The organism is Haloplanus sp. C73, from assembly GCF_051195115.1.
Taxonomy (GTDB): Archaea; Halobacteriota; Halobacteria; order Halobacteriales; family Haloferacaceae; genus Haloplanus.
The window spans coordinates 55,096-81,988 of sequence record NZ_JBNTJZ010000006.1 but is presented as its reverse complement, the minus strand read 5'-3'; the positions used below and the strand labels follow the sequence as shown (position 1 = coordinate 81,988).

General features: G+C 66.9%; 23 protein-coding genes and 1 tRNA gene. 9 read left to right on the top strand and 15 right to left on the bottom strand.

Going from position 1 to position 26,893, the window contains the following annotated elements:
* Nucleotides 1-29: 29 nt before the first annotated feature.
* The 6 genes from pyk to aspS all read right to left on the bottom strand — a co-directional run bounded on the left by pyk (nt 30) and on the right by aspS (nt 7,845).
* Nucleotides 30-1,778: a pyruvate kinase gene (gene pyk / locus ACQUSQ_RS11570; protein ID WP_435069337.1), complete on the bottom strand. Its 1,749-nt coding sequence runs from the start codon at nt 1,776-1,778 to the stop codon at nt 30-32.
* A gap of 53 nt (nt 1,779-1,831) precedes the next feature.
* A complete protein-coding gene (gene metG / locus ACQUSQ_RS11565; protein WP_435069336.1) occupies nt 1,832-3,883 on the bottom strand; it encodes a methionine--tRNA ligase in 2,052 nt (683 codons plus the stop codon).
* 70 nt (nt 3,884-3,953) lie between these two features.
* On the bottom strand, nt 3,954-4,721 hold the full coding sequence (locus ACQUSQ_RS11560; RefSeq protein ID WP_435069335.1) for a class I SAM-dependent methyltransferase: 768 nt from the start codon (nt 4,719-4,721) through the stop codon (nt 3,954-3,956).
* A 41-nt stretch (nt 4,722-4,762) separates the two neighbouring features.
* The gene (locus ACQUSQ_RS11555) at nt 4,763-5,515 is read right to left on the bottom strand and encodes a 4-phosphopantoate--beta-alanine ligase (protein WP_435069333.1); all 753 of its coding nucleotides are present in this window, start codon (nt 5,513-5,515) and stop codon (nt 4,763-4,765) included.
* 49 nt (nt 5,516-5,564) lie between these two features.
* The gene (locus tag ACQUSQ_RS11550) at nt 5,565-6,425 is read right to left on the bottom strand and encodes a pantoate kinase (protein ID WP_435069332.1); all 861 of its coding nucleotides are present in this window, start codon (nt 6,423-6,425) and stop codon (nt 5,565-5,567) included.
* A gap of 118 nt (nt 6,426-6,543) precedes the next feature.
* Nucleotides 6,544-7,845, bottom strand: a complete 1,302-nt coding sequence (gene aspS / locus ACQUSQ_RS11545; protein WP_435069330.1) for an aspartate--tRNA(Asn) ligase — start codon at nt 7,843-7,845, stop codon at nt 6,544-6,546.
* A 181-nt stretch (nt 7,846-8,026) separates the two neighbouring features.
* On the opposite strand from aspS, the gene ACQUSQ_RS11540 reads away from it, so the two are divergent.
* Entirely contained in the window at nt 8,027-8,803 is a 777-nt protein-coding gene (locus ACQUSQ_RS11540; RefSeq protein ID WP_435069328.1) for a DUF4013 domain-containing protein, read from the top strand.
* Here the strand turns inward: ACQUSQ_RS11540 and ACQUSQ_RS11535 are convergent, their stop codons facing one another.
* Together ACQUSQ_RS11535 and ACQUSQ_RS11530 are read right to left on the bottom strand one after the other, a co-directional pair.
* Nucleotides 8,804-9,511: a phosphoglycerol geranylgeranyltransferase gene (locus ACQUSQ_RS11535; RefSeq protein WP_435069326.1), complete on the bottom strand. Its 708-nt coding sequence runs from the start codon at nt 9,509-9,511 to the stop codon at nt 8,804-8,806.
* Nucleotides 9,512-9,552: 41 nt separating this feature from the next.
* Nucleotides 9,553-12,069 carry a DNA topoisomerase I gene (locus tag ACQUSQ_RS11530; RefSeq protein WP_435069324.1) on the bottom strand — a complete coding sequence of 839 codons (2,517 nt, stop codon included), beginning with the start codon at nt 12,067-12,069 and terminating at the stop codon, nt 9,553-9,555.
* Nucleotides 12,070-12,216: 147 nt separating this feature from the next.
* Here ACQUSQ_RS11530 and ACQUSQ_RS11525 point away from each other — a divergent pair, with 147 nt between their 5' ends.
* Together ACQUSQ_RS11525 and ACQUSQ_RS11520 are read left to right on the top strand one after the other, a co-directional pair.
* Entirely contained in the window at nt 12,217-12,849 is a 633-nt protein-coding gene (locus ACQUSQ_RS11525; protein WP_435069321.1) for a helix-turn-helix domain-containing protein, read from the top strand.
* A 92-nt stretch (nt 12,850-12,941) separates the two neighbouring features.
* Complete coding sequence (locus ACQUSQ_RS11520; protein ID WP_435069319.1) at nt 12,942-13,301, top strand: group I truncated hemoglobin; 360 nt, start codon at nt 12,942-12,944, stop codon at nt 13,299-13,301.
* On the opposite strand, the gene gatB is transcribed toward ACQUSQ_RS11520, so the two are convergent.
* A complete protein-coding gene (gene gatB, locus ACQUSQ_RS11515) occupies nt 13,302-14,789 on the bottom strand; it encodes an Asp-tRNA(Asn)/Glu-tRNA(Gln) amidotransferase subunit GatB (RefSeq protein ID WP_435069317.1) in 1,488 nt (495 codons plus the stop codon). It abuts the gene before it with no gap.
* Nucleotides 14,790-14,820: 31 nt separating this feature from the next.
* Nucleotides 14,821-15,840, bottom strand: a complete 1,020-nt coding sequence (locus ACQUSQ_RS11510; RefSeq protein ID WP_435069316.1) for a hypothetical protein — start codon at nt 15,838-15,840, stop codon at nt 14,821-14,823.
* Nucleotides 15,841-15,930: 90 nt separating this feature from the next.
* Between ACQUSQ_RS11510 and ACQUSQ_RS11505 the strand changes: the two genes are divergently transcribed.
* The 4 genes from ACQUSQ_RS11505 (at nt 15,931) to ACQUSQ_RS11490 (ending at nt 18,587) form a co-directional block, all read left to right on the top strand.
* Nucleotides 15,931-16,560 (top strand): type IV pilin, encoded by a 630-nt coding sequence (locus ACQUSQ_RS11505; protein WP_435069314.1) that lies wholly within the window; start codon nt 15,931-15,933, stop codon nt 16,558-16,560.
* 53 nt (nt 16,561-16,613) lie between these two features.
* A complete protein-coding gene (locus ACQUSQ_RS11500; RefSeq protein ID WP_435069312.1) occupies nt 16,614-17,804 on the top strand; it encodes an MFS transporter in 1,191 nt (396 codons plus the stop codon).
* Between the two features lie 87 nt (nt 17,805-17,891).
* Nucleotides 17,892-18,110 carry a DUF7511 domain-containing protein gene (locus ACQUSQ_RS11495; RefSeq protein ID WP_435069310.1) on the top strand — a complete coding sequence of 73 codons (219 nt, stop codon included), beginning with the start codon at nt 17,892-17,894 and terminating at the stop codon, nt 18,108-18,110.
* A gap of 75 nt (nt 18,111-18,185) precedes the next feature.
* Entirely contained in the window at nt 18,186-18,587 is a 402-nt protein-coding gene (locus ACQUSQ_RS11490) for an acyl-CoA thioesterase (protein ID WP_435069308.1), read from the top strand.
* Here the strand turns inward: ACQUSQ_RS11490 and ACQUSQ_RS11485 are convergent.
* From ACQUSQ_RS11485 to ACQUSQ_RS11475, 3 genes are read right to left on the bottom strand one after another with little or no spacing between them, the layout of a single operon-like run.
* Entirely contained in the window at nt 18,584-20,638 is a 2,055-nt protein-coding gene (locus ACQUSQ_RS11485) for a DEAD/DEAH box helicase (RefSeq protein WP_435069307.1), read from the bottom strand. The genes ACQUSQ_RS11490 and ACQUSQ_RS11485 overlap by 4 nt on opposite strands.
* Before the next feature lie 49 nt (nt 20,639-20,687).
* Nucleotides 20,688-21,062 carry a cupin domain-containing protein gene (locus tag ACQUSQ_RS11480; protein ID WP_435069305.1) on the bottom strand — a complete coding sequence of 125 codons (375 nt, stop codon included), beginning with the start codon at nt 21,060-21,062 and terminating at the stop codon, nt 20,688-20,690.
* Nucleotides 21,063-21,106: 44 nt separating this feature from the next.
* The gene (locus ACQUSQ_RS11475; protein WP_435069303.1) at nt 21,107-21,796 is read right to left on the bottom strand and encodes an inorganic diphosphatase; all 690 of its coding nucleotides are present in this window, start codon (nt 21,794-21,796) and stop codon (nt 21,107-21,109) included.
* A gap of 179 nt (nt 21,797-21,975) precedes the next feature.
* On the opposite strand from ACQUSQ_RS11475, the gene ACQUSQ_RS11470 reads away from it, so the two are divergent.
* Nucleotides 21,976-23,166: a CBS domain-containing protein gene (locus ACQUSQ_RS11470; protein ID WP_435069301.1), complete on the top strand. Its 1,191-nt coding sequence runs from the start codon at nt 21,976-21,978 to the stop codon at nt 23,164-23,166.
* 50 nt (nt 23,167-23,216) lie between these two features.
* On the top strand, nt 23,217-25,565 hold the full coding sequence (locus ACQUSQ_RS11465; protein WP_435069299.1) for a PAS domain S-box protein: 2,349 nt from the start codon (nt 23,217-23,219) through the stop codon (nt 25,563-25,565).
* A gap of 6 nt (nt 25,566-25,571) precedes the next feature.
* Here the strand turns inward: ACQUSQ_RS11465 and ACQUSQ_RS11460 are convergent, their stop codons facing one another.
* Nucleotides 25,572-26,678: an AI-2E family transporter gene (locus ACQUSQ_RS11460; RefSeq protein WP_435069297.1), complete on the bottom strand. Its 1,107-nt coding sequence runs from the start codon at nt 26,676-26,678 to the stop codon at nt 25,572-25,574.
* A gap of 142 nt (nt 26,679-26,820) precedes the next feature.
* Nucleotides 26,821-26,892: transfer RNA gene (locus tag ACQUSQ_RS11455), tRNA-His, on the bottom strand.
* Between the last annotated feature and the right edge of the window lies 1 nt (nt 26,893).

Genomic DNA, 26,893 nt, shown 5'->3' with positions numbered 1-26,893 from the left:
CTACCGGGGTCAGCGTGAAATGGATACCGCTATCGCGGGCGCGGCGTCACGTCGCCCTCGTAGACGACGCCGCGGTCGGCGTGCAGCGTGACCGTCGTCCCCTCCGCCACGTCGTCGGGGAGGGGCGCGCCGCTTATCATCGGGATGCCGTGCTCGCGGGCGACCAGCGCCGCGTAACTCGTCATCCCCGGCCGGGCGTCGACGATGCCACCGATTTTTCCGGTGTCACCGCGGAACTCGCCGTCGAAGGTCGACGGGAGCGCGATGATGGCTCCCGCAGGTGCGTCCGAGAGGTCGCCGTCCGGACACCGGAACACCGGGCCGGCGACGCGGCCGCGGGCGACGCTCCGACCCGTCGCCACCGTCTCCGACGCGACGTGGACCTTCAGCGTGTTGGTGGTGTTCGTTCCCTCCAGTTCCGTCATCATCCCCGTGAGGACGACGACGGTGTCACCGCTCTCGGCGGCGCCGGCCTCGATGGCGGCGTCGACGGCGGCGTCGACCATCCCATCGATATCCTCCCGGTAGGGGGCGTACTGCGCGTCGACGCCCCACGAGAGCGCGAGTTGGCGGCGCACCTTGTCTTGGGGCGTCGTCGCGACGACGGGAACGCCCGGTCGGAACTTCGCCGTCGCACGCGCCGTGTAGCCCGACTCCGAGACGGCGACGATGGCCGCCGCACCGAGGTCACGAGCCAGATAGCGGGCGGCGCGAGCGAGCGCCTCCGTCTGTGACTCTTGGGCGGCCTTCGGGACACGCCCCTCGCGCGTCTCGACATACTCGTCGCTCCCCTCTACCTCGCGGACGATTCGGTTCATGGTCTCGACGACGCGAACGGGGTGGTCGCCGATGGCCGTCTCACCGGAGAGCATCACCGCGTCCGTGCCGTCGAGGACGGCGTTGGCCACGTCGGACGCCTCCGCTCGCGTCGGGCGCCGGGAGTGAACCATCGAGTCCAGCATCTCCGTCGCCGTGATGACGGGCACGCCCGCGTCCTGCGCGCTGTGGATAATCTCTTTTTGCACCATCGGGACGTGTTCGAGCGGGCACTCCACCCCGAGGTCACCGCGCGCGACCATCACGCCGTAGGACGCCTCGACGATTTCGTCGATGTTGTCGACCGCGCCCGCTCGCTCTATCTTCGAGATGACGGGAATGTCGCCGCCCGCACTCTCGATGGCGTCGGTGACCTCGTACACGTCGTCGGCGTCGCGGACGAAACTCGCCGCGACGAAGTCCGCATCGCCCTCGACCGCCACCTCGATGTCCCGGCGGTCGCTCTCGGTCACGACGTCGAGGTCGAGGTCGACGCCCGGGATGTTCACCCCCTTTCGACTCCCCAACTCGCCGCCGGAGACGACGCGGGCGGTCACCACCTCCCCGTCGATACCCTCGACTTCCGTCTCGATGCGTCCGTCGTCGAGGAGGACCCGGTCGCCGGGTTCGACCTCCGTGATGGCGTAGGAGAGACCGATTTCCTCGGGCGTCGCGGTGTCGCCCTCGACGAACCGGACCGTCGCGTCGCTCGGAACCTCGATGGGGTCGTCGATGGCGGCCGTCCTGATTTCCGGTCCCTGCAGGTCGAGCATCGACGCGAGAGGGTCGTCGATGGCGGCGTCGACGTCGCGGATGCGCTCGATGAGTTCCGCGCGGTCCTCGTGAGAGCCGTGACTCGCGTTGAGTCGAGCCACGGCCATGCCAGCGTCCGCGAGTTCGCGGATGGTCTGGCGGTCGTCGGACGCAGGACCAAGGGTACAGACGATTTTCGCTCGTCGCATACCGGCCCTTCTCCGGGGACGGTGAAAAATAACGGCCCTGTTTTCGGCGACCGCTACCGAACCCGCTCGCCCGGCACCGCGTCACCGAGCGTCGTCAGCAGGTCGGCCTCCTCGCCCGCGGCCAGCACCATGCCGTTCGACTCGACGCCGAACAGCTCCGCCGGTTCGAGGTTCGCGAGAACGACGACGCGGGTCCCCGGCAGCGAATCGAGGTCGTGAAGCTGTTTGATGCCCGCGACAATCTGGCGCTCCTCGACGCCGATGTCGACGACGAGACGGGCGAGGTCGTCCGCGCCCTCGATACCCTCGGCCTCCAGAATCTCGCCGACGCGGATGTCGAGGTCCTGAAACGTTTCGAAGTCGATGCGGTCGGATTCGATGGGGTCGAAGTCGATGTCCATGTCTTCGTCCTCGGTGTCTTCGCTCTCGGCCACGCGCTCGGCCAGTTTTTCGTTCAGTTCCTCGACGCGCTCTTCCGGAATCTTCTCGTAGAGTTCGGTCGGCTCCGGCAGGTCCGCCGCCGGCGGTTCGAGCGCGGCGTCGATGTCGGCGTCGTGGACCGAACCCTCGCCGCCGACTTGGTCCCACAGTCGGTCGCAGGTGCCGGGCGCGACGGGGGCAAAGAGGACGGCGACGGCCTTCGCAATCTGGACGCAGTCGCGAATCACCTGCGCCGCGCGCTCGGGGTCGTCGTCGACGAGGTTCCACGGCTCGTTGCGCTGGATGTACTCGTTGCCGAAGCCGGCGAGGGCAACGGCGGCGTCGCCCGCCTCGCGCACGGAGTAGTCGTTGACGGCGGCGGCGAAGTCGTCCATCGCCGTCTCGATGCGCTCGCGAACCTCGTCGGAGAGCGGCGCGTCCGGCGTCCCGCCGAACTCCCGATGGGCAAAGAGCAGGGCGCGGTAGGCGAAGTTGCCGACCGTGCCGACGAGTTCGTTGTTGACGCGTTCGCGGAAGCGCTCCCACGAGAAGTCGACGTCCTGCTGGAAGCCGCCGTTGGTGGCGAGATAGTACCGCAACAGGTCGGGGTGGAACCCTTCGTCGAGATACTCGTCGGCCCACACGGCCCGATTCCGGGAGGTGGAAAAGCCCTTGCCGTTGAGCGTGATGAACCCGCTCGCCATCACCGCGCGGGGCTCGGTGTAGTCGACGCCGTGGAGCATCGCGGGCCAGAACACCGTGTGGTGCTGGATGATGTCGCGGCCGATGACGTGGACGATGTCGCCCGATTCCTGCCACGCCTCCGCCCAGTCGAAGGTGTCGGGGCCGACGCGCTCGGTGTACTGCTTCGTCGAGGAGATGTACTCGATGGGGGCGTCGACCCAGACGTAGAGAACGAGGTCGTCGTCGCCCTCCTCGCTCTCCGGATAGTCGATACCCCAATCCATGTCGCGGGTGATACACCAGTCCCGAAGTTCGCCCTCAATCCACTCGCGGGGCTGGTTGCGGGCGTTCGAGGTTCCTTCGAGGCGGTCGAGGAAGTCCGAGAGGTAGTCCTGAAACGCCGAGACGCGGAAGAACTTGTGTGTCTGCTCGCGGTACTCGGCGGGGTTGCCCGTGATGGTGCTCTCGGGGTCCTCGATTTCGCCGGGTTCGAGGTGGCGACCACAGCCCTCGTCGCACTCGTCGCCGCGGGCGCGTTCGCCGCAGTAGGGACACGTGCCCTCGACGTAGCGGTCGGGGAGCGACTGCTCCTCCGTGGGGTCGTAGGCCACCATTATCTCTTTTTCGTAGACGTGGCCGTTTTCCTCCAGCGTGCGGACGATGTCGGTCGTCAGTTCGGTGTTCGTCTCGTCGTGCGTGTGGCCGTAGTTGTCAAAGTCGACGTCGAACTTCGGGAACGTCGACTCGTAGGTTTCGTGCCAGTCGAGGGCGAACGACTCGGGGGAGACACCCTCCTGTTCGGCGTTGACCGCGACGGGCGTCCCGTGCATGTCGGACCCCGAGACGAAGGCCGTGTCCTGACCGAGCGTGCGGAGCGCGCGGGCGTACACGTCGCCGCCGACGTACGTTCGGAGGTGGCCGATGTGCAGGTCGCCGTTGGCGTAGGGCAACCCGCAGGTCACCACCGCCGGACGGTCCGTGGGGAACTCCTCGTGGCTCATACGTGTTCACTGGTGGATGCGACCCTAAAGCCCGCCGATTCGGGCGGAGTCGTCGGAGACCGACTCCCGCTCAGGCCGTCGGCGTCGCCGCGATGGCGACGTACGGCTCGTCAGCGAAGCCTGCGCGCTCGACGCTCGTCACGCGCTCGACCGACAAGCCAGCATCCGCCAGACACCGCCGCCAGTACGCCTCGTGGTCGCTCACCCCCGCCGGCGTGACCGGCAGTTCGAGCAGTCCGACGGTGCCGTCCTCGGCACACACCCGCCGGAGTTCGTCGAAGACGGCGTCCCGACGCGCCTCGGGCACGTCGTGGGCGACCCGGCAGGCGGTGACGACGTCGAAGGCGTCATCCGAAAACGGAAGCCGAGAGGCGTCGCCCGCGACGGGCGAAACGTCGATACTCGCGCGAGCGCCGTTCTTCCGCGCCAACTGCGGCCCGTTGCCGAGGATGACGCGGTCGTCGAACACGTCGAGGCCGACGACGTGGGCCGACGACGGCAGATGCGGCGCGAGACCGACCAGCGAGCGCCCGGAACCACACCCCACGTCGAGCGCGCGGTCAACGTCGTCGAGTGGCAGGAGCGACGCGAGCGCGTCGTATTTTCCACGGTCGAGCGCCCACGGTAGGGGCGACAGGAGGCGCCGAGCCGTCTCGCCGGCACGAGCGAGCGCCGCGACGCCGACGAGGGCGGCGAGCAGTCGTCGCAGTCGCCCGCCGCGTCGGCCACCGACGACCGCCGCACCGAGCAGACAGAGCGAGATGCCGATTCGTCGCAGTCGCTCGCGCCAGTGATAGACGCCGAAGAAGTACGTCGGGCGCCGGTCGAACGGACTCATACCCACCGCGTCGATGCCCGAGAGTATGTAGATACCGCCGCCTACGACAGGTCGCCCGACCGAATCGCTCGCTCGGCGTCCGCGAGCGCCTCGGCGGCGTCGAAGTCGTCGACGATTCGCCGGAGCGTCTCCCGGTCCGCGTCGGCCAGTTCGCGAGCGTGGGCGGTGACGGTCGGAATCGCGCGCAGGATGTTGTCGACGATGGGCACGTCAGCGACCTGTGCCGACCGCGAGAGAGGATTCAGGTCGACGACGAGTTCCACCTTGCCGAGGTCGGCGAGCGCCGCGGCGCGGTCACCGTCCTCCAGCGGCACGAGCACCACGTCCGCGTCGGCGATGCCGTCGGCGTCCACCTTCGCGCGTTCGTGGTCGAGGCCGGGGATGCGCGCGTCGGCGTCCAGCCCCTTCACCTCGCTCGCACCGTGTTCGCGGAGGTGGTCGGCGATGGCCCGCATCCGCTCGTCGGTCCGGTTGAACAGATTCACCTCCAAGTCGGCGCCCACCGCGCCCGCGAGTTCGACGAGTTCGTCGGGGACCAGCGCCGCCGCGTTGCCGTTGACGGAGATGACGGGGTGGCGCGCGAGCAACAGGTGCGCGGCGGCGGTGCGGGCCGCCGCGTCCGCCGAGGGGAGCGTCCGCTCGCCGAGCAGGTAGTCGAAAGCCTCGCCCCGCCCCTCGGCGATGAGGCCCTGTTTGCTGGTGATGCCGGCGTCGACGCCGGCCTCGATTCGATGCCGCGTCACCAGCGAGTCGTGGCGGGGGTGGTCCGCCGGAATGTCGTCGCCCTCGGCCATGCACGTCGCTGGCGCCGTCGGAGTAAAAACGCCGCGATGAGCGGTCCGGTCAGTCGACGAGATGGGCGCCCGGCGCACACGTTCGACACGCACGGGCGTCGTAGCCGGCGTCGCTGAGTCCCCGGTCGAGCGCGAACACCGTCTCGCCGAGCATCACCATCGACGCCTCGCCGCCGGCGGCAGTAACGGCGTCGATGGCCGCCGCGACCCGCTCGGTGCGCAGGCCAACCTCGCGGGAGAACCGCCGCGACGCCGTGACCAGATTCGACAGCGTGGGCCGGTCGAGCAGGGTATCGAGCGCCGCGTCGCCCGCGCTGACCAGCGGGTCGATGTCGTCCGCGAGCACGTCCGCCGTCGAGAGGTCGCCGAAGGAGAGATACTCGATTCGGCGCGTCGCGGGCACGCCGTCGAGCCGTCCGTAGGCTGGGGCACCGGGGTCGAGCCGAATCGGGACGCCGCCCCGCGCCTGCGCCACCACGTCGCCGAGGCCGGTCCCCGCCTCGACCTCCGCGCGGTGGGCGAGCGTCACGAGGTCGTTCGCCGAGCGCTCGCGGTCGAAACGGGCGTTCGCGGCCAGCGCCGTCCCGAGCGCCATCGCCCCCGAGACGCCGAATCCAGTTCCGAGCGGAAGGTCGCTCTCCGCGACGACGCGGGCGCGGTCACGAACCCCAAGCCCGTCGAGGACCGTCTCGACCGGCGGCATCGACAGCGGGTTGCCGTCGAGCGTGAGCGTCGGGTCCGCAGTCGACTCGGCGGCGCGGACCGTCACCCGGACGCCGTCGGTGAGCGTCAGGCCGGCGCCGCGCGAACCGGCACGCTCCGGGTCGTCGTCCGGACACGGGCTGAAAAATCCCGTCACGTGACCGGGGACGAACGCGGTCGGCGGTCCGTCCCGCGACTCCTCGCGCATATCTCGACGAGGGGCGGGGAGTCGTTAAGCCCTGTCGGAACGCAGTCGGTGGCTACGGGCTCAGTCGCTGTCGGTCCCGCGAAACGCGAGCGTCTCGCTAGCTCACAGAGACTTCGTCCTACGGACTCAGTCGCTGTCTATCCCGCGGGAAGAGCACGGCCTCGCGGATGTTGCCGAGGTCGAGCATCGTCATCACGAGGCGCTCGACGCCGTAGGCCCACCCGGCGTGGGGGGGCATCCCGTACTTGAACATCCGGGTGTAGTAGTCGAACTGCGCGGGGTCGAGCCCCTGCTGTTCGAAGCCCTCGACGAGCGCGTCGTAGCGGTGTTCGCGCTGCCCGCCCGAGACGAGTTCCATCCGCGGGTGCATCAGGTCGAAGCCCTTGGAGAGCTGGGGGTCGTCGTCGTAGTCCTGAATGTAGAACGGCTTGATTTCCGACGGCCAGTCGGTGATGAAGTAGTGCCCGCCCACGTCGTCGCCGAGCGCCTTCTCGGCCTCCGTCGGCAGGTCGTCGCCCCACACCAACTGCTCGTCAAGTTCGCCGGTGGCGTTGATGCGCTCGATGGCCTCCTCGTAGGTGAGCCGCGGGAAGTCGGCCTCCGGCACCTCGAAGTCGTCGTAGCCGAGGAGTTCGAGTTCCTCGGCGCAGTTCTCCGCGACACCCTCGTAGGCGGCCTTGAGCGTCCCCTCACAGACGTCCATCGCCTCGTGGTGGTCGACGAAGGCCGACTCGAAGTCAATCATCGTCGCCTCGTTGAGGTGGCGGGGCGTGTTGTGCTCCTCAGCGCGGAAGATGGGGCCAATCTCGAAGACACGCTCCAGCCCGCTCCCGACCATCAGCTGTTTGAACAGCTGTGGCGACTGGTTCATGAACGCCTCCTGTCCGAAGTAGGTTATCGGGAACAGCTCAGTGCCGCCTTCCGTCCCCGTGGCGACGATTTTCGGCGTGTTGATTTCCGTGCTGCCGACCGAGCGGAAGTACTCCCGAACCGAGCGCAGAATCTCGCTCCGAATCTCGAAGATGGCCTTCACTTCGGGCTTGCGGAGGTCGAGGGTTCGGTTGTTCAGGCGGGTGGGGAGTTCGGCGTCGACCTTCCCCGAGGGGTCGAGGGGGAGTTCGGGGTCGGCCTCGGCCAGCACCTCGATGGAGTCGGGGACGAGTTCGAGTCCCGTCGGCGCGCGTGGCTCCTCCTCGACGGGGCCGGTGACGGCGACGACGCTCTCGCGGTGGACGCCCAGCCCCGTCTCGACGAGGTCGTCGTCCATCTCGTCTTTCTCGAATTTGACCTGTAGCTTGCCGGTCTTGTCCCGGATGATGAGGAAGGCGATGCCACCGAGGTCCCGAATCTCGTGGACCCAGCCGGCGACCGTCGCCGTCTCGCCGGCGTCGACGTCGGCTGCGTGGGTTCGGTTATCCATATCAGCCTGTATCGGACCGCGCGCCTTAAACGCGACCGTTTCCGGTCGGGTGAGGCCCGGTACTCGTCCAAGGTGTCGTCGAGCGTGACCCACCAGTCCGACACCCTCCCGAAGCACTGGGGCGAACAGACCGCGTTCGACGAGGGTTTATATCCGATACCGCGGCCACCCCGTCGCAGACGTGACACCAGACATCGACACGTTGGCACGCTGGCCGTTCGACACCGACGCGTGGCCACGGACCGGTCTCGTCGGCGCACTACTCGTCGCGACGCTCCCGCTCGTCGTCCCCGGCGTCCTCCTCGCGGGGTACGCCGTCCGCGTCCTGCGAATAGACGCCGGCAACGACCCGCTCCCGCGATTCGCCGACCTCCGGGCGCTGGCCCGAACGGGCGTGCGCGCCACCGGAATCATCGCCGCGTACCACCTCCCGGCGGTGGCGCTCGTCGTCGTCGGCACGCACGGTGCGGCGTCGGCGTCGATGCTCCTCCGGTGGGAGACGCTCCTGCGTTTCGGCCCGAGCGCGGTCGGTCGCCTCCCCGGTCTCACCGCCCTCGCGGGCGCCGTCGGCATCGGCCTCCTCGGCGCGGCGCTTCTCCCGCTCTGTGGATACGTCTCGACCGTCGCGGTGACCGCCTACGCCGACTCCGACGACGTGGCCGACGCGTTCGCAGTCGGTCGGCTACGCCAACGAGCGTGCTCGCTCGCGACGCTCCGGGCGTGGCTCCTCGCGTCGCTCGCCGTACTCGGAACGGGCGTCGTCGCCTCCCTCGTGACCATCGCCACGGCACCGGTGCCGGGCGTGGGGCGTGTCGTCACCGCGGCAATCCGGTTCTACGGTCTCGTCGTCGGACTCGCCGTCTGGAACGAGGCGCGACCGACCGAGAGGGGTAGCGACGAGGACGTGACCGATGTCGGAAGTGGCGAGAAAGCGGGGGTACGGTCGGCGTCGACCTGACTACTCGTGGGCGTCGGCGACGCCCTCGACTGTCTCGCGGACGGCGTCACACCCCTCGTCGTGGAGGAGGTCACCGACGACCACCACGTCGGCGTGTTGCCCCATCTGATGAGCGGTGTCGTAGTCGTGGACGCCGCCACCGTAGAACAGCGTCGCGTCGTCCAGCGCGTCCGCCGCGGCCTGCACCGTCTCCGTGTCGCCGAGGGTGCCCGAATACTCGATGTAGACGATGTCCTGCCCGAACAGTTTCTCGGCGACAGAGGCGTAGGCGGCCACGTCGTCCGGCGACTGGTCGCAGTCGGCGTCGGTGTACTCCGCGACCGACGAGTCGGGGTTGAGGACGATGTAGGCCTCGGTGTGGGTTCGGTCCCAGTCGAGGCCGTTCTCGATACGAACCCACTCCTTGTGCGCGCCCGTCACCCAGAAACTGTCGCCGGCGTTGAACACCGTCGGAATCAGGTAGCCGTCGAGAGCGTCGTCGTCGATGACGACCGCCGGATTCGACGGCTCCTGATACAAGGGGACGCCGTACTTGCTACAGGCCTCGACCACCGTCTCCATCTTCTCTTTGGTCATGCCCGTCGTCCCGCCAATCTCGATGGCGTCGGTCCCGGTGGCACAGACGTCCTCGAACGTCTCCCCCGCGACGAGGTCCTTGTCGGGGTCCACCTTCAGGACGTGACTCCACTCGTCCCACGGCGTACTCATGAAGACAGTCTACTCCGGGGAAGTATGAAAAAGGGTCCGAATTAGTCGGCGTCGGCCTGCCAGTTCCGCACCGTGTCGACGCCGACGCCGTCTATCTGGTCTGCTAGCGCGTCCGGCTCGGCGTCTTTCAGGCTGGACACGTCCTCGACGCCCGCGTCTTTCAGCTTCTCGGCCGTCTTCTCGCCGATGCCGTCGACCGTCTCCAGTTCCGTCCCCGCCTGCCGGGCCTGATACTCGCGGTAGTTGCAGATGGGACAGCCGAGGTCCCACGGCTCGCGATCCGCGTCCTCGTACGTGATGCGGATGCCGGGCAGGTCGTGTTCCTCACACGTCTCGTCGGTGAGTTCGGCGTCGCCGCGGCGGGGCATCGGCAGGGAGTAGTCGCAGTCGGGGTAGCGCGTACACCCGACGAGTCGGCCGCCCGAGCGGAGGCGCTTGATGGCGAGTTCGCCGCCCTCCTCGTCGCCACACTCGGGGCAGGGGCCGACGACGAGGTCGGGTTCTTCGTCCGCCGCCTCCGCCGCACACAGCGGACAGCCGTGAACGAACGTTTTGCGCCCGGCGAGCATCTTCACGTCGCTGAGGCCGTGGTCGGGACACGTCTCGTCGAGCAGGATGGGCTTGCCCGTCGAGGGAAGCGGGAGCGTGTACTCGCAGTCGGGGTAGCCGTCACAGCCGACGAAGTAGGACCCGTTCCGACTGCGCCGGATGACGAGGTCCTCGCCACATTCGGGGCAGGGGCCGACGGTCTTGTCGGCTTTCAGCGACTCGCGGAGGTGGTCTCCGAGCGCCTCGCGCGACTCCATGAGACCCTCGAAGACGCGTTCGAGCATCTCGCGGGACTCGTCGGTGACCTCCTCCAGTGTCGCTTCGCCGCGAGCGATAGCGGCCATGTCCGACTCCAACTGGGCGGTCATCTCCTCGCTGACGATGCGGTCGGCGAACTCCTCGGACGCCTCGACGACGCCACGGGCGAGCCGCGTTGGTCGGGGCGGGTCGCCCTCGATGTAGCCCCGGTCGTACAGTTTCTGAATCACGTCGTGCCGGGTCGCCTTCGTCCCGATGCCCATGTCCTCCATCGTCTCGATGAGGCGGGACTGGCCGTAGCGCCGAGGGGGCTGGGTCTGTTTGGCCTCCAAGCGCGCGTCGGTCAGCGCGAGCGACTCACCCTCCGTCACGTCGGGGACGTAGTTCTCGCTGGTCGAACGGTAGGGGTAGACCGCGTGGTAGCCGGGGTCGACCAGTCGCTTGCCGTTTGCCTTCAGCGAGGGGTCCATGTCGTCGCCGTGGACCGTCGCCACCACGCGCAGATGCTCCCACGTCGCCGCGTCGGCGACGGTGGCGAGGAAGCGTCGAACGACGAGTTCGTACACCTCCCACTCGTCCTCCGAGAGGTCGGAGGGCGAGGGGAGTTCGTCGGTCGGGTGAATCGGCGGGTGGTCGGTCGTCTCCTCGTCGCCGGCGGTCGGCTCTATCTCGTCGGCCTCCAGCAGCGACGCCGCGTCGTCGCCGAAGCGCGGTCCCGAGGAGAGGGCATCGAGCAAGTCTCGCGGTTCCAAGTCCTCCGGATATACCGTGTTGTCCGTCCGCGGGTACGTGATGTAGCCCGCGGTGTAGAGGTCCTCGGCGATGCTCATCGCGCGCTGGGCGGAGTAGCCGACGCCGCTGGCGGCGCGGATGAACTGCGTCGTGTTGAACGGGGCGGGCGGGTCGTCGGTCCGGGTGCGGCGGCGCACCTCGTCGACCGTTGCCTCGCCGGCGGCGTCAAGGACGTCGTGGACGGCCTCGGCGCGGTCCTCGTCCCAGACGCGGTTCGCTTCGGTGTCGTCTTCGTCCAGATAGAAGTACTGCGACTCGAACGTCTCGTCGTCCTTGGTCAGGTCGGCGAACAGTTCCCAGTAGTCCTCGGGGTCGAAGGCGTCGATTTCGCGCTCCCGGTCGACGATGAGTTTGAGCGTCGGCCCCTGAACTCGCCCGACGGAGATGAAGTCCTCACCGAGTTGGCGCGCGGAGAGCGAGAGAAACCGTGTGAGCGACGCGCCCCACATCAGGTCGACGATTTGGCGCGCCTCGCCCGCGGCCGCGAGGTCGAAATCCAGGTCGTCGGGGTCGGCGAAGGCGTCGGTCACCTCGCGTTCGGTAATCGAGGAGAAGCGAACCCGGTCGACCGGCGCCTCGTCGTTCACCTCGCGAACGAGTTCGTAGGCTTCCTTCCCGATGAGTTCGCCCTCGCGGTCGTAGTCCGTCGCGATGACGACGCGAGAGGCGTTGCGGGCGAGACGGCGCAGTGCCGCGACGATGTTCTCCTGCGTCGGCTGTTTCTCGATGTCGGCGCTGATGAGTTCGACGGGTTCGACGTCGCGCCAGTCGCTGTACTCGGGCGGGAAGTCGACGCCCACGACGTGGCCCGAGAGGCCGATACACCGCTTCCCACCCCACTTGTAGACGTTGACCCCGTTGATGCGCTCGGCGTCCGCGCTCCCGCCGCTCAGAATGTCGGCGATGCGGCGAGCCGCGTTGTCCTTCTCCGTGATGATAAGTTCGGGGCCGCGTTTCATCGCGGTGTCGTACGCCGACCACCCGCCTAAACCTTTCGCGGCCCCAATCGCACGACGTGAGTGGTGTGAACGGGACCCACGGAGAGACACTCCGGCACGACTGACGGGAACGATACCGCTTATGTTCTCGGAAAGACTGCCGACGGTATGGCGTCCGGAATCCACGTCCAACTCGAACTACGTGGGGTGGCCGACTGCCCGGCGGCGTCGCTGAGCGAGGACGTCACCATCGACTCGGTGACGGTCGACCGACACGGGTCGTCGCCGAGCGTCGTCGGCGAAGTGACCGTCGACCACGAGGGCGAAACGCCGTCTATCGACAACGCCGAGGCGGTGTTCGAAGACGAGTCGCAGTCGGTGTATCGCTACGACCACGACCACGACTGCCCGTGTACGCGCGTCCCGGAACAGGGGTGTCCCGTCCGCGACGTGCGCGCGGAGGACGGCCGCCTCGAACTCACGTTCGTCGTCCCGGACCTCGAAACGCTCCGGGGCATCGCGAGCGAACTCGACGCCTGCTGTGACGACGTGACGGTGCAACGACTGGTCCGGTCGGGCGCCACCGACGGCGACCGGTCGCTACTCGTCGCCGACCGCAACGCGTTCACCGACCGGCAGTACGAAGTGCTCAAGACGGCCCACAAGATGGGCTATTTCGACTCGCCGAAGGAGGCAAACTCCCGCACCGTCGCCGAGGAACTCGGCGTCTCCGTCTCCACCTTCGTCGAACACCTCTCCGTCGCCCAGACCAAACTGTTCGACCAGATAATCACCAGCTGAACCCTTGGTATCACACCACACGGGCTTAAATAAACCCGAACAGGCTAGAGACAGGGGGTATCCGGGTAGCGCGTTCAGGAAGACACGACGCAATGTCGCAGACGATATATAACGAAATCGGTGGCCGAGACGCAGTCGAAGCAGTCGTCGACGACTTCTACGACCAGGTGCTCGACGACGAACAGTTGCTGCCTTACTTCGAAGACACGGACATGAGCGAACTCCGCGCCCACCAGGTGCAGTTCATCAGCGCCGTCACGGGCGGGCCGGTGGAGTACACGGGCGAGGAGATGCGCGCGGCCCACGACCACCTCGACATCGCGGAGGAGGACTTCGACACCGTCGGCCGCTACCTTCAGACGGCGTTGGAAGAAAACGGCGTCGACGAGGAGGACGTCGAGGCCATCATGGCCGAAGTCGTCGCCCTCAAGGAACCGGTTCTCGGTCGGTAATCAGTCTTCGAGACGCTCGCGAAGCAGTCCGTTGACGGTGCCGGGGTCGGCGCTCCCGCCCGTCTTGCTCATCACCTGCCCGACGAGGAAGTTGAGCGCCCCGCCCTCGCCGGCGTGGTAATCCTCGACGGCGTCGGGGTTCTCCTCGATGGCTTCCTCGACGGCGGCGACGACAGCCTCGTCGCCCGCCTTGCCGAGTCCCTCGCGGTCGACCACGGTATCGGGGTCGACCCCCTCGTCGAGCATCGTCCGCAGCACCACCTCGCGGGCGTTTTTCTCGGTTATCTCGTCGCTGTCGACGAGTTCTATCAGGCGGGCGAACTCGTCGAGTCGGTCCTCGACGTCCGCAATCGCCATATCGCGGTAGTTGAGTTCGCCGAGGAGGTCGTCGGCCACCCACGTCGCCGCGAGGTCGGCGTCGAAGCGGTCGGCGACATCCTCGAAGAAGTCGGCCACCTCCTTCGTGGAGGTGAGTTTCGACGCCGCCTCCGCGTCGAGACCGTACTCCTCGCGGAACCGCTCGCGGCGCGCGTCCGGGAGTTCGGGGATGGATATCTCGTCTTTCCAGTCGGCGACCTGTAGCGGCGGGAGGTCGGCCTCGCGGAAGTAGCGGTAGTCTTTCTCCTCTTCCTTCGAGCGCATCGAGACGGTGATGCCACGGCTCTCGTCCCAGTGGCGCGTCTCCTGTGCGATTTCGCGCCCGCGCTTGACGGCGTTTTTCTGGCGGGTCACTTCGTAGGCCAGTGCCTGCTCGGCCCCCTTGTGACTCGAGATGTTTTTCACCTCGGTCCGATTGGCGTCGGCGAGCGTTGCCTCGTCGATGGCGCCGTCCTCGCCCACCTCGTCGGCGGGGACGAGCGAGATGTTGGCGTCGATGCGGAGACTGCCGTCCCGCGACGCGTCGAAGACGCCGAGATATTCGAGGACCTCCTCGAGTTTGGCGAGGAAGGCTCGCACCTCGCCCGGCCCGCGGAAGTCCGGTTCGGTGACGATTTCCATCAGCGGCGTTCCCGCGCGGTTGTAGTTGACGAGCGAGTAGTCGGCCGTCTCGATGTTCCCGCCCTCGTGCTGGAGGCTTCCCGGGTCCTCTTCGAGGTGGGCGCGGCCGATGCCGACGACGCGGCGCTCACCCTCGACGCTCACTTCGAGGGCGCCGTCGGCACAGATGGGAGCGTCGTACTGCGTAATCTGGAAGTTCTTCGGGAGGTCGGGGTAGTAGTAGTTCTTGCGGTGGAAACGCGTCTCCTCGGCCACGTCGGCGTCGAGGGCCTTCCCTATCTTCACCGCGGCCTCGACAGCCCCCTCGTTGAGGACGGGCAGGGCACCCGGCAGCCCGAGACAGACGGGGCAGGTCCGGGTGTTCGGTTCCTCATCTTCGGCCGCTTCGGTCGAGCAACTACAGAATATCTTCGTGTCGGTTTCGAGCTGAACGTGAACCTCCAGCCCGATGACGACCGCAAGATCACGCTGGAGCGCCTGCGCAGTCATTGCGCGGGCTTACACCGCCGGTGGCTAAAGGCTAACGGGACTCGTCGTCCCGCCACGACACCTCCGCCACCTGCTCCGTCTCTCGGAGGATGAAGGGGCCGATGGAGAGGGTGTGTTTCGTCACCGTCGCAATCCGGAGGATGTAGGCGAGCAAGACCAGAAACGGCAGGAGCGCTATCGTGGCCGCGACGGCGACGATGGGCACCAGAGCGACGTAGCGACTCGGGTCGAAGAACGCGACCATGCCGATGGAGACGAGCAGCGCCGGGAGCGCAGCGGTGAGAATCGCCCGCGAGAGCTCGATAAGCTCCCACTGGAAGTAGAGCGTCTTGAAGTGTTCGCGCGCGGGCCCGAACAGTTCGAGCGTGTCGACGAGGTCGGAAAGCGCCGCAGCCGCGTTCGGCGGCAAGTCGTGTCGCTCGCCGATGCGCCGGGCGGCGAAAATCTTCCACGAGTAGTTGAAGTTGAGCGCCGCCGACAGCACGTCGAAATCGCCGAACTGGGCGCCGTCGAGGTCGGAAGTAACCCGGTCGGCGTTCTCGGTCAGGCTCTCGGTAAGGTCGACGACTGCGTCGTAGCTCTCGTCGGCCTCGTCGACGGCCTCGCGAAGCTGTGTCGCCCGCTGGCCGGCCACCTGCACCAGCGCCCGGAGGAACTGCGAGGGGCGCGCGGGACTGACCGAAGCGCCGATGGCGTCGGCGGCGTCCTCGCGAAACTCCATCGCGCCGGCCATGCGTTCGCGCTGGTCGCCGACGGCGCCGAGTTCCTGCGAGAGGACGAGCTGGTTGAGCGTCAGGACGAGCGTCACGCCGGTAATGGTGGCGGTGAGCAACCCCTGAAACAGGGTGTCGACCGAGTCGCTCTGCCGTAGCGTCTCGGCGGCCGCCGGGAGCAACAGCCCGGCCGCGAGCAACGCGAGGCCGACGACGGCCACCAGCCCCGCGACGACGAATCGCCGGTCCGCTTCGAGGAGGAGCCAGAGCTTCACTCGGCTCTCGGCGGCGCGGGCGCGCAACTGGTCGCTCGGACGCCCGTCAGTCTCCTCGGCCATGTAGCAGCCGAGACCGGCGAGCATGAAAAGTGCGGGGGCGACTCGGCAGTTAGGCTGGCCGCTCTTGCCCCGTCGTGACGACGTATTAGTATGGACGAGCGGGCCATCTCTCCCGTCATCGGCGTGACGCTCATGGTCGTCGTCACGCTCCTCTTGGCGTCGATGTTCGCCGTCGGCGCAGTCAACCTTGCCGACTTCGGTATGGAGCGCGAGATGGTGGGCGACCTCACCGACGAGTCGGCTGACGGGGCGGAAGACGTCCCCGACGCACACGCCTCGGCCCTCATCTGGGCCGTCGATGACGGGGCCGGTGCGACCACCACGCACGTCGTCAACTACACCATCGCCTCGGACTCGGACACCGCCGGCAACTCCCTGAACTCGATTACGATAGCATACGCGGACGGCTCGGCGGACATGAGCGGCGTCGACGAGCGCTCCGACGTGGTTCTGGCCGGGGTCGACAGCGACCGTGACGGGACAATCGAGGCCGACGCGACGAGCGACGTCGAGTGCTGCCCGCCCGGCGACGGGGTCATCGTCTCCGACGGCGGCAACACCCTCCGCATCGAGTTCTCGGGGAACTACAATCTGGAGGCCGGCGACGCCCTCGTGGTGAAATACCAGTCGGCCACGAACCCCAGCGCCGGCGACTACGGCGTCACCGTCACCGTCAACGGCGACGTCGACGACACGGGAACGCTCGAAATCGAGGCCTGAGTGGCGCGAAGCGGCACGCTCTTGCGGCCGCGCGACGAACGCCCGACGACTCGATGGCCGGACGAACGTCGGGCGCCATTGGCTGGCAGTCGCCGAGCAACGCGCTCTGGGTGCTGATTGCGTCGGGCACGCTGACCGTGATGGCCGGGGCAGTCCTCGGCCCCGTCGTCAATCAAGTGGGGACGAGTCTGGGCGTCTCCCAGTCGCTCGCCGGCCTCGTCATCACCACTCACGGTCTGTTTATCGTCCTCACCAGCCCCGTCGCGGGCGCGCTCGTCGACCGCTACGGACCGCGGCGGCCGTACGTCCTCGGCCTCGGACTCTACGGCGTCGCGGGCGGGGCCGGCCTCGTCGTGGAGACGTTTCCGGCGCTCCTCGTCACGCGGGCCGTCCTCGGCGTCGCCGTCGCCTTTGTCTACACCTCGATTACGGTCCTCATCTACTCGCTGTACGAGGGCGAGCGCAAGAACCGCGTGATGGGACTCCGGGGCAGCGCCAATAGCCTCGGCGCGGCGGTGTGGCCGCTGGTCGGCGGCGCCCTCGGGACGCTCTCGTGGCACGGCCCCTTCGGCGTCTACCTCCTCGCACTCCCCCTCGGCGTCGTGGCGGCGGTGACGGTGCCGGACCTCGCCCGCTCCGACGGGGATTCGGGCGAGAGCGGCGTCGCCGTCCTTCGACGGACCCTCCGTGCGCGCCCGCTACTCGCGCTCGTGTACGGCCTCTTTTTCGCGGCGAACCTGCTTCTCTACGGCATCGTCGTCTACTATCCGCGGGTTCTCGCGACGGTGGGCGTCGACTCGTCGCTCGCCATCAGCCTCTATCTGGCGGCGATGGGCGCGGCCGGCGCCGTCAGCGCGTACCACTACGACCGAATCAAGCGCCGCTTCGACTACCGCCGACTCGTCCTCGCCGCCCTCTCGCTGTGGACGATAGGGTTCGGCGTGGCGACGGTGGCCGCCTCCCGCGTCGTCGCCCTCGTCCCCGTCGTGCTGTTCGGCCTCGGACAGGGACTCGTCTTTCCGACTGTCCTCCTCTGGGTGGAGGAATTGGTGCCCGCGGACAGGCAGGGACAGTTCAGTTCCTACGTCGCGATGGTCGGCTACGTCGGGCAGTTCCTCGCCCCCGTAGCCTTCGGCCCCGTCGCGGGCGCGTTCGGCGTCCGCGCCGTCTTCGCCACCGCCGCCGTCGGCGCGGGCGCGGCCCTCGTCGGCGTCGGGTGGCGTCGCTATATAGCCAATCGTTGACGTGGGGGCCGATTCCGAGGCTATCGTCGGCCCCGTACCCCACATAGCAGGCACTAAACGTCTCGGTACCCGAGTCGACGATGGGTCATGTCGAACACCTCCACGCCCGACGACGCCCCGGCCAGTTCCGACGTGGACACGGACGACGGCGGTGACGCCAACCGCCTTCACTCCGTCGTGGTCACGTACGAGGGAACGCCGAATCGGCAGACGCTGTACCCTTCCGACGCGGGCGAAATCGAGCGTCTCACTCACTGGCTGACCGCCGACGCCGACGCCTTCGAGCGCCTCGACGAGAGGCGCTAACGCCATCCCCGCTTTCGTCCGAACGTGCGTTGCCACCTCCGGTAGTCACAACCCCCCGGCGATACAGGGACCCGTATGGCCGACGACTTCGAGTACGAGACGGAGTTACAGGTTCGATTCCGCGACATCGACGCGATGGGTCACGTCAACAACGCCGTCTACGCCACCTATCTCGAACAGGCGCGGGTCGACTACTACGCCGACGTCATCGGCGTCGGCCTCGACGACATCGACACCGTCCTCGTGAACCTGCAGATAGACTACCGTCACGAGATTACGCTCGACGACGAGACGGTGACCGTGGCGATGGGCGTCCGCGACATCGGCGAGTCGAGTGTCACCGTCGCCTACGAACTCCGGGTCGGTGACCGCGTGGCGGCGACGGCGGAGACGACGCAGGTGTACGTCGACCCCGAGGACGGCGGGTCGCGACCGCTTCCCGAGGCGTGGGTCGAACGGATGGAGACGCGGCGCTAACCCTCTTCGTCCCGGAGTTCGAGTTCCGCCACGAGGTCGTAGGGGTCTAACCCCCGCCGGATGCAGTCGAGGATGGCGAAGGCGTCGTCGGGCGCGAGGAAGTGTCGGGTCACGGCGCGGCCGAGCGGCGTCGGCTCAAGTCCGTCGATGAAGTCCCACTCGAGGAGTTTGCCGATGGCCTGTGTCGTCGGCACGTCGCCGAGCATCCGGTCGTTGAGGCGCTTTGCGGACTTGCCCGCGACGGTGATGTTCGCGAGCGTCTCCTCCGCCGCCGCCGAGAGGTCGTAGAGGGTGCGAACGTCCTCCATCTCCCCCTTCAGCAGTTTAAAGGCCACCTCGTCTTCGGTCATCTCCATGCTGTTGTGGTAGGCACAATCCGGTTCGACCAGCAGGTACACCGTCCCTTGGTCGTGGTAGTCTGGGCGGCCGGCCCGGCCGAGCATCTGCTCGAACTCCTGCACCGAGAGCCACTCGATGCCCATGGCGAGCGTGTCGAAGACGACCTGTGAGGCGGGGAAGTCGACGCCGGCGGCGAGGGCGGCGGTGGTGACGACGGCGGCGAGGTCCTGATTCCCGAACTGGCGCTCGACCCGCTTGCGTCGCCCGTAGTCCAACCCGGCGTGATAGGGTGCGGAGTCGTACTCCAGTTTCCGAGAGATTTCGTGACAGCGTCGCCGGGAGTTGGTGAAGATGATGGTCTGGCCGCGATACCCCTTCGAGGACTTGCTGTCGAACTCCCGGCGGACGAGGCGGTTCTCGATGCGCGTCTTCTCTTGGGCGTCCGCGAAGGTGAGATGTCGCTCGATAGGTATCGGGCGCTCCTCGAACTCGATGAGCGTCGCGCGCAGGCGCTTGGCCAACCACTCGGGGTTGCCGACGGTGGCCGAGAGATATATCCACTGGGCGCCGTCGTAGCTTCCGGACTCCTCGGCCCGGTGCTCGCAGTAGTGTTTGAGCCGGGAAATCATGCCGTCGAGGCGGTGGCCGCGCTCCCCCTCTTTCAGCGTGTGCACCTCGTCGATGACGACGGTCCCCACGTCGCCGAGGTCCTTGCCCGTCCGGAGCGCGTGGTCGATGCCCTCGTAGGTGCCGACGACGACGTCGGCGGAGGGGTCGAATCGGGCGCCGCTGTCGCTGACGCGGCTCCCGCCGACGCGGATAGTTACGTCGACGAGGTCACCGTAGCGCTCCTCGAAGTTCTCCTGTTTCTGGTTGGCCAGCGCGACCAAGGGGACGAGAAAGAGGAGCTTTCCTTTCCCTTTCAGCGCACGGTCGACGCCCGCGAGTTCGCCCACGAGCGTCTTCCCCGTCGCCGTCGCGCTCACGACGAGTTGGTCGTCGCCGTCTAGCAGTCCGTTGCGGACGGAGAGACTCTGGACGGGGAGGAGGCTGTCGAACCGGCCGGTGAGTTGGCGTTTCAGGTCGGGGTGGAGATCGAGTTCGTCGGTCGGCACGGGGTCGACGTCGTCGACGGTCGCCCCGATTTCGTCGAACTTCGTGAGGTCGGGGTCGAGTTCGCCCTGCAGGAGGTTGGTGATGCGGTCGAGGTCCTGAACCTCCAGCAGGAGGTCTTCGAGGCGGTCCTCGGCGGCGCCGGTCAGCCCGCCGGCGTACGCGAGTTCGGAGTCGAGTTCGCGGCGCGCACAGTCCGGGCAGATGTAGTCGCGGTCTGACTTGATGGCCGTATCTTCCGTGATGGGCGAGTAGCGCCCTTCGGCGGCGCAGTAGCGGCAGGTTCGGACGGTGAGCGCGTCGAGTTGGTAGCCGTCGAGCATCTCGGTGAGTCGCTCGCGGCCGTCGGTCGACGTCTGCTGAGAGATGCGGATGCGCTCGGCGCGACGCGCGAGTTCGACGAACTGACTCGGGTCGCGTGGCTCCTCGCTGGACCCGCGCTGGACCCGAAAGCGGGCGGGCCGCGGGCCGGCATCTGTCTCCTTCAGTTCGAGGACGGCCGTAAACACTCGGTCACCGTCGCGAACGACGGTCGCGAGGAAGTCGTCGTCGCGTTCGTGAAGGAAGAGCGTCTCGACCCGTCCGACCTGCCGTGACACGATTCCCGATACGGGAACCGAGTATTTCAGCCGTTCGACTCGGGCGCAATCAGTCCACGAGTTCGATGGTGTCGTCGCCGTTGGGCACGGCACAGATGAACGCCCCCGGCCGCTCGCTCTCGTTGCGGTACCAGTGGACGACCCCCGCCGGAATGAGCAGGGAGTCGCCAGCCGAGACGACGTGTTCCTCGTCGCCGACGCCGACGACGTACTCCCCCTCCAGTACGTACTGCTGGTGTTCGACTGCGTTGGTGTGACGCGGCACCTCGGCGCCGGCGTCGAGCGTGAATCGTCGCATTGCGAAGGTTGGTGCACCGTCCGACTCGTCCAGCAACACGCCCTTCGACAACCCGGCGGCGGCGTCGACGGACTCGTACTCGATGTCGGTGTCGCGTTTGAGAACCGTCGGAGACTGCTCGCTCATGCAAGCCGAAAAGAAGTCGGGCGCCAAAGCGTTTGCGTCGCCGCTCAGCCCTGCGTGTGGAATCGGGTGTTGGCGTCGGAGATGATGCTCTGGGCCGCCTCGCTATCGTCGAACCCGTCGACGACGATGTTGCCGCCGGGTTCGAGGTTCTTGTACGTCTCGAAGAACTCCGAGACTTCCTCTCTGGTCTGTTCCGGGAGGTCGTTCACACCCGAAATGTGGTCGAATCGGGGGTCGTCGGCAGGGACGCCGAGGATTTTGTCGTCGTTCTCGCCCTCGTCGGTCATCCGGAGAACACCGACCGGACGGACATCGAGGACACAGCCGGGGAACAGCGACGATTCGAGCATGACCAGCACGTCCAGCGGGTCGCCGTCGCCCATCGCCGTCTGCGGGATGAACCCGTAGTCACCGGGGTAGCGGACCTCGCTGTGGAGCATCCGGTCGAGGATGATTCGCGGTGGGTTCTGTCGGTACTCGTACTTTTCGCGGGAGTTCATCTGTGCGACCGAAACGCCGGCGATTCGGCTGGGGAAGTCGTCGGGCTGGTCGATGTCTGTGACGTAGTTCATGGATGGTGAGGTCGAATCTGTATCGAGTTGTGACGTTCGCTGCTCGTCGTCGCTGGTCGCTCGGGCCGAGCCAGTGACCGACAGTCCGGCGATGGCACCGGTTCCGGCCAGAAACGAGCGACGCGACGCCGACGGAGGCAGTTCGTCCATATCGTCGAACATCGAGTACACACGAGCGCCGTCGTTGAATTAGAGTTTATATTATTGATATATACAGGACGGAGCGACGGAACGAGTATGGTACTCATGGTGAGCGCTCGGCGTCGATACACAGCGGTCGGCACGCCGATGACGGGGGCGTCGCTTACAAGAGTTAAGTCGGCGCCGCCGCAAGGTCCGGTATGCGCGGCATTCGCATTGGAAGCGCGTTTGGCATTCCAATCAAACTCGACCTGACTTTCTTGCTCGTTCTTCCCCTCTTCGCGTGGCTCATCGGGGCGGACGTTGGAAACCTCGTATCCGTCCTCAACGGGACGTTCAACGTCTCGATGCCGGTCGAAACGCTCACCGCGGGGTCGACGCCATGGCTACTCGGCGCGGCGGCCGCGACCGGACTCTTCGTCTGTGTCCTCATCCACGAGTTCGGCCACTCGCTCGTCGCGATGCATTTCGGCTACGAAATCGACTCCATCACCCTCTGGCTGTTCGGCGGCGTCGCCCGCTTCACCGAGATGCCGGAGGACTGGAAACAGGAGTTCACCATCGCCGTCGCCGGGCCTATCGTCAGCATCGCCCTCGGTATCCTCTCGTATCTCGGCTTCCTCGCTCTCGGGGGTGGCAGCCTCCCGACGGTGCAGTTCGTCCTCGCCTACCTCGCCATGACGAACATCGTCCTCGCGGTGTTCAACATGCTTCCGGGCTTCCCGATGGACGGCGGGCGCGTCCTCCGGGCGCTGCTGGCACGACGGCGACCCCACGCCCGAGCGACCCAGATTGCCGCGGAGGTGGGCAAGGCCTTTGCCGTCCTCCTCGCCATCGTCGGCCTCTTTGCCAACCTGTTTCTGGTGGCGCTCGCCTTCTTCATCTACATCGGCGCGTCGAGCGAGGCCCAGCAGACGGTGCTGAAGGCGGCGTTCCAAGACGTCACCGTCAGCGACGTCATGACGCCGGTTACGGACCTGAAAACCGTCACCGCCGATACGTCGCTCACGACGCTCACGGACCGGATGTTCCGCGAGCGCCACACGGGCTATCCCGTTCTCCGACAGGGCAGCCTCGTCGGGATGGTGACCCTCGACGACACCCGCGAAGTGCGCGACGTGGAGCGCGACGCCTACCGCGTCGAAGACGTGATGGAGACGGACTTGGTGACGATTTCGCCGGGTGCGGACGCGATGGACGCCATCTCGCTGATGCAACAGGAGAACGTGGGACGGCTCCCCGTCGTCGACGAGACGGGTGACCTCGTCGGCCTCATCTCACGGTCCGACCTGGTTACGGCGTTCAACATCATCCAGACGCGGGGGGCGAAAGCGGGTTCCGACGCCGGCTTCGACCGCCTCGCGTCCGACCCCGACATCGCCCGGCGCTGAGGCGGTTCGCGTACCGAGGCTTCTTTTATCAGCCGTGGTTCAGGTAGCGTATGCGTATCGACGACCCGGCAGACGTGCCAGCCACCGCTCGTAGCCGGGGGTCGATTACCGTGCTTCACGTCGACGACGACGTCGATTTGGCCGACCTGGTCTCGACCTTTCTCGAACGGGTGAACGAGCGGCTGGTCGTCGAGACGGTGACGGACGCGGACGCCGCGCTGAACCGACTCGACGACGGCGGCGTCGACTGTGTCGTCAGCGACTACGATATGCCCGGCCGAAACGGGCTGGAACTCCTGCGGGCTGTCCGCGAGCGATACCCCGACCTGCCGTTCATCCTCTTTACCGGCAAGGGAAGCGAGGAGATAGCGAGCGAGGCCATCTCGGCCGGCGTCACCGACTACCTCCAGAAGGGGTCGGGGACGGACCAGTACACCCTCCTCGCCAACCGCATCGAGAACGCGGTGACGAAACACGACGCGGAGCGGATGGTCGTCCGCGCGTATCAGGCGATGGACACCGCGCGCGAGGGTATCGCCCTTATCGACGAGAGCGGCCAGTTCCGATACGTCAATCAGGCGTACGCGAACGTGACGGGCTACGAGCGGTCGGAACTCGTGGGCGAACACTGGGAACTGCTCTACCCGGAGTCACACGTCGACCGGGTGTACGACGAAATCCTGCCCTCGGTGCCCAAAGAGGGTCGCTGGACGGGACGGACCGTGTACGAACGCGCGGACGGCGAGCAGTTCGTCGCCAATCACGCCCTCGCGTACACGGACGACGAGACGCTCATCTGCCTGATACAGGAACTCGACGGCGACGCCGACCCAGTCGCGGGCACCACGCCGGACGAACTACTCGTCGACGCACTCGACGCACTCGAGGACGTGTTCTACATCCTCGACGACGAGGGGACCATCCAGTACGTGAACCGGTCGGTGATTGGCGGTGTCGAGCGGTCGAATCTCGACTCGATGGCGACGCCAGCACTCTTTCACCCCGACGACCGCGACGACGTCGAAGCGAGCATCGACCGAGCGCTCGCGACGGGCAACGACCGTCGCGAACTCCGGCTTCGAGTCGGCGAGGACGAGTACTGTCCCTACGAGTTCCGCAGTTGGACGCTCGACGACGCGACGGGCGAGCCACGGCACGTCGTCGGCATCGGTCGCGACGTCTCCGAGCAGAAAGACCGCGAACTGGCGCTGAACGAACTCCATCAGACGACGCGGGACCTGATGCGCGCCGAGTCCGTCGACGAAATCGCGGAGGTGACCGTGGCGGCGCTCGGAGACATCCTGACGCTCACGCACGCCGGCATCCACCGCAAGGTGGGGTCGGAGGCGGCGCTCGAACCCGTCGCGTGGACCAGCGAGATGGAAGACGTCATCGGCTCGCCGCCGACGCTGGGGCCGGACACGCTCGCTTGGCGCGTCTTCGAGAGCGGCGAACTCGAACACCACGACGACCTGCAGACGGCAGACCGGCTCCACAACGACTCGACGTCGCTCCGGAGCGAACTCATCGTCCCGCTCGGCGAGTACGGCGTCGCGCTGGTCGCGTCGACGGAGCCGGGCGCGTTCGACTCGAACGACTGCCAGTTGGTCCAGTTGCTCTGTGAGAACGTCACCGCCGCCATCGAACGCGTCGAGCGCGAGGCCATGCTCCGGCAGCGCGAGGCCGAACTCCAGCGCGAAAACGAGCGCCTCGACGAGTTCGCGAGTCTCGTCAGTCACGACCTCAGAAACCCGCTCAACGTCGCAAGCGGCCACCTCGAACTCGCGAGCAAGGGCGAGGAGACCGTCCACATCGAGCACGCGAAACAGGCGATAGACCGCATGGAGACGCTCATCGAGGACGTGCTCACGCTCGCCCGCGAGGGTGAGTGCGTCGACGACACGGAGCCGGTCGCACTGTCGGCCATCGTCGGGCAAAGCTGGGCCAACGTCGAGACGAACACCGCCGAGTACCGCCTCGTCGACGACGCCGTCATCGTCGCCGACCGGAGTCGACTCGGACAGGTATTCGAGAATCTGTTTCGGAATAGTGTGGAGCATGGCTCCACAGACAATCGGCGCGCTGAACGCGCCGATGATAGCGTCGAACATGGCTCCACGAACAGCCAGCGCGACGACACGCTCACCGTCACTATCGGCACCATCACGAACGCCGAGGGCGACCCCCACGGGTTCTACGTCGAGGACGACGGCGTCGGGATTCCGGCCGACGTGCGCGACCGGGTGTTCGAGGCCGGCTACTCCACCGACGGGTCCGGCACCGGCTTCGGACTCCGCATCGTGCGGGACATCGTCGAGGCTCACGGCTGGAGCGTCTCGTGTACGGCCGGCGAGTCGGGGGGCGCCCGCTTCGAAATCACGGGCGTCGAGGTCCGGTGACGCCGGTCAGAACTCGTCGAGTCGCCGCTGGTCCGGGGCGATTCCCGCGTCGGTGTCGACGCTCTCAGCGCCGAGCAGCCGCGGCAGGGCCGTGTGCGCGAACGTGATACCCAGCGCGAGGACGATGGGCGCGAAAAACAGCCCGTAGAAACCGAAGACGACCGGGCCGAAGATATAGGCCAGCATCAACAGGCCGACGTGCGTCCGCTCACCGCTGAGGTAGGGTCGGAGGACGATGTCCGGAATCGTGTCGACGACGACCACCGCGACCAACAGGAAGAGCACGAGGTAGCCGACCAGCGAGGTGTCACCGCTGACCGCGATGGGCGCCGCCATCGCCGCGGCGACGGGGAGGTAGACGATTTTCATCCCCACGACGGGGACGAGGCTCGCGACGCCCGTCAGGACGCCGGCGAGAGCGGGGTACGGGACTTCGACTGCCGCGGGCGCGACGGCGTTGTACCCCTTGAACGCGCCGACGCCGATGAGCGCGATGGCGATGACGTTCAGAAGGTTGCCAAAGAGGATGGCCTCGAGTTCGTCGTCGGCTGCCTCCAAGTATTCGCGGACGATGGCGTCGTCGTCGAATCGGAGGAGCCACTCGTGGAACCGGTGGCCGTCGATGAGGAGATAGTACGTGACGACGACGACGATGAAGAGGTTGAGGAAGAACCCGGTGATGGCGCTCGTCAGCACCGCCGCGTTCTCGACGAGGAAATCGATTATCGCGTCGAACTGCCCGGCCTGATACGCCTCGATGACCCCCTCGAAGGTTAGCTGGGGGAGTTCGTCGACACCTTGCAACCACGGCACGTTCGTCGCCGCCGTCTCGAGGACTGGATACGTCTCCAAGAACTCCTGTGTCTCCGTCACCAGCAACACGAGCGTGTAGCTGAGCAACAGAAGCAACGGGATAGCGAGGAGCAGCAACACCGTCGCGGCGCGAACGCGCTTCGGGAGTTTGAGGCGTCCCAGCGCCTTGTAAAACCGCCGCGTCGAGTAGTAGAGGAAGATAGCGACGGTGAGGGCGGCGATGAAGCGGTACGCGATGTACCCGGTTATCAGGGCGACGACCAATCCGAAGAGGGCGACGACTGCACGGCGTTCGTCCATTGCGAGCGAGTGTGCTCGGTGGAGGGTGAAAAAACCGGGTGCGAGAATCGAACCACGGTCGTTCCGCTCGCTACGCTCGCGTCACTCCCTGATTCGATTCTCGGGAGACGTTCGTCTACTCACGTTCGTTCGCAGACAGAAAGTCCGGGTGCGAGAATCGAACCCGCGTCTCAGCCTCCACAAGGCTGAAGGATAACCACTACCCTAACCCGGAC